Below are 3,017 nucleotides of genomic sequence, written 5' to 3' on the forward strand. Positions count from 1 at the left end.
TGCATACGGCTTTTTGCCCGCTTTTAAGCTGTTTTGGTTTTTTATTGCGAGTCATTTTTTAAATTCAAAATAATTTATTTTATTTTCATTGCCTTATAAATCAGCAACGAGTTGCGAAAGGTGTGCCATTTCTCCTTAAGCGGAGTCGGGGTCAAGGAGGAACGCAGGAGCGTAGCGACGAGTAGTCCTTGACGCTGACGCAGCGACCCAGCCTAGGTCGATGGGTGGTTTGTAGCGCAGCGTAAAACCACCCTCGAGCCACATGGCGGCGAATGGCTTCCCCGTAGGGGAACGGGAAGGGGAAATCAAAAACGCGCCGTAGGCGCAATTCCTGAGCGATAGAGAACGTCTTTTTTTCTTGTGGTAGGTTTGATTAAAGAAAATGGATTGTGTTTTAAATCGCAATTTTTGAGGTTTTGAAATACATGCAGTGGGTGCAACAGGATTCTGCTGTAATGTTGTAAGGAATTACAAGTTGTTGAGATTAATTCTGCAGCACCCAAAATAAGTATAGCTAATAACACAATAACTAGGTTATTCAACCCCTTCATCTCTTGCGCTCTTTATATCATTGTTCGCTCCAAAGTGAACCGCTTTGCCTTCATGTTGTTGTCGCTAAAGAACAAAAAAACCTCTTTAAAATATGCAAAACACAGCGTTAAAGCCTATACTCAAAGTGAATGAACATGACATAGTAAATCCTGATACAACTTGTGGAATGGCGACTCTGGTCGCCATTTTTTTTATAAATTATGTTTTTTCAAAATCCGATCGCAAAATTTGAGTTTTAGTAAGGAAAGAATATATTGTTCAATTTTTATACTAAAATTAGTGTAGGTTGAGCGGTAGCAAAAAACCTATTCTTTTTTTTTGATTTTCGAGGAGTTGTATCATGAAAACCTCATCATCCCCAAAACTTATTGTAACTACTGTATTCTTAGCATCTTCTTTGATTGCAACGTCGGCATCGGCAATGGCATATGCAACGGCAGAGCAAGGAGCGATTGCTACTACAGCTAAAGCTAGAATTTCATATGAAAATGATCGACCGTACGCTTTGTCAAATCATCACCCAGGATTACTAAGATCAATTTTCTCTTTCCTTTTTGGACACGAAAGATATCGCCCGCGAAATCAAGGAGAGTATCGCTATGCGCTAAATTCTGGAATGGAGCATCAATTCAGGGGGGCTCGTAAATTTGATTATGGAAAATGGAGTGGTATGAAGAAGCAAGCAGCAACGGGAGTAATTAGCCAATATGCTCCTGCTAGAAAGTATCTTACTTCCGCAAAAGCAGCGGCATCAGGAATAAATCCCACAGAAGGCTATCTATTGCAAAAAAAAGGAGCATATCCCCATGTGGTAAATTTTGGAATGGAACATCAATTTAAGGGTGTACGTGAACTTGGTTATGGAAAATTTGCTGTCATGAAGGAACAAACTGCGAACCTTGGACTCGCAGGTTTTCAAAAAATGCGAGTTAATCGTTTTGGTGCAACTGGAATTGGTCGATTGGCTACCCATTTGAGTGGTTGTCACACGGGTATTTTTGGTAATCGCATTGGAAGGACTTTAGTTAAATAATGACATCAATTATACCTTGATACTTTTTTAGATATTATTGAATGGCGATTAAAATCGCCATTTTTATTTAAAAAACGTTGGCAAAAGTCAACGTATAAGCGCGCACTTCATTCGCCAGTGCGGCTTGTAATTTTTCTTTAATCAACATTGTTTCTCTTCTTTCACTTATCGGCTCTGAATACTTACGAATTTTTGTTGTTTCTTTCTTGGAATATAAAAGAAAGGCCAATAATAACCCTTCCTTTTTTTACTACATCCCATTCAACACACAGATCTGTATTCAAATTTATTTCATTTATTGATGGAGTTATTATTCTTTTTTTAAAATCAAAAAATCGAGGATATTCTTTTGTTATCTCAAATAAATCCCTTAGTTTTTCTAAAGATATATAACGTTCGCCTGTTTTAATAAATTGAATAAGAAGCTCGTAGAATCTAATTGAATATGCCGTTTTTAATTGACTAACCTGCTTAAGTTCGTAAGTAGTAAATTGTTGATGTAGTAACGTAAGATAAGGAACAATGTATCGAGAAAAGCTAAGAGTAACTTTGGCTTCACCGTCCCAATATTTTACAGCGTCAACCCAGCGAAATCTGCCCCTAGTTTTGGCTAGTTTATCAAAGGTTTTAATATCGCGCTCATATAACCGAGAGGCCGCATCTTCTAAAATTTCATAAGATTGATTTAAAGAGACGTTGAACATTTTAGAAAAGCCTGTAGCGGTAATAACAAAATCATTATCTTTAGGAAGAGGTTTTCTGCTGTCAAGTTGAGAAATAAAAATAAGAATAAGTCGCTGTTCGTTTAAAGTTAATTTATAGCCAGCCTCAACAAGATGATTAGATTTTGTTACAAGTACATTATCCATAACATAGCCACACTGTTTTTGTCGTTTAAACGACTTTTAACATATTATTTCGTTAAAATAAATAAGACGACAGTTAAAATATTTGTCGTCCTATCCTGTGGATAGGACACGGAATCTGTCGTCTTTAAACACGGAATCTGTCGTCTTTAAACACGGAATCTGTCGTCTTTAAACACGGAATCTGTCGTCAACGATGCTCTATAACCCTTACTGGTAGCGGGTTTCCGAGCCTTTAAAAACAAGAATAAAAACAAGAAAAAACAAGATTAAACATTTTCAGCTGTGGAAAACTATTTTTACAAATCTTAAATAAGGACTTCGCGGCCGCTCAGAATTTAATTAAAAAGGCATCGCCTAACGGCTCAGGAATGCGTCTAGCGACGCGATTTGATCTCCCCTTCCCGTTCCCCTGCGGGGAAGCCATTCGCCGCCATGTGGCTCGAGGGTGGTCTTACGCTGCGCTACAAACCACCCATCGTCATAGGCTGGGTCGCTGCAGCAACAATCAAGGGCTTTCGCGGCATATCCTCAGTCGCTATGCTCCTTCCGGTATTCCACGTTCC

2 protein-coding genes are annotated in these 3,017 nt (G+C 38.5%); one reads left to right on the top strand and one right to left on the bottom strand.

Annotated elements, in window-relative coordinates; all coding sequences use genetic code 11:
- Positions 1-892 precede the first annotated feature (892 nt).
- Positions 893-1,585, top strand: coding sequence for a hypothetical protein (locus CSW60_RS23340; RefSeq protein WP_143324265.1), 693 nt, complete (start codon positions 893-895; stop codon positions 1,583-1,585).
- A gap of 182 nt (positions 1,586-1,767) precedes the next feature.
- On the opposite strand, the gene CSW60_RS22875 is transcribed toward CSW60_RS23340, so the two are convergent.
- Complete coding sequence (locus tag CSW60_RS22875; RefSeq protein WP_099539390.1) at positions 1,768-2,454, bottom strand: RepB family plasmid replication initiator protein; 687 nt, start codon at positions 2,452-2,454, stop codon at positions 1,768-1,770.
- Positions 2,455-3,017: the final 563 nt, after the last annotated feature.

This window comes from Caulobacter sp. X, assembly GCF_002742635.1.
Taxonomy (GTDB): Bacteria; Pseudomonadota; Alphaproteobacteria; order Caulobacterales; family Caulobacteraceae; genus Caulobacter.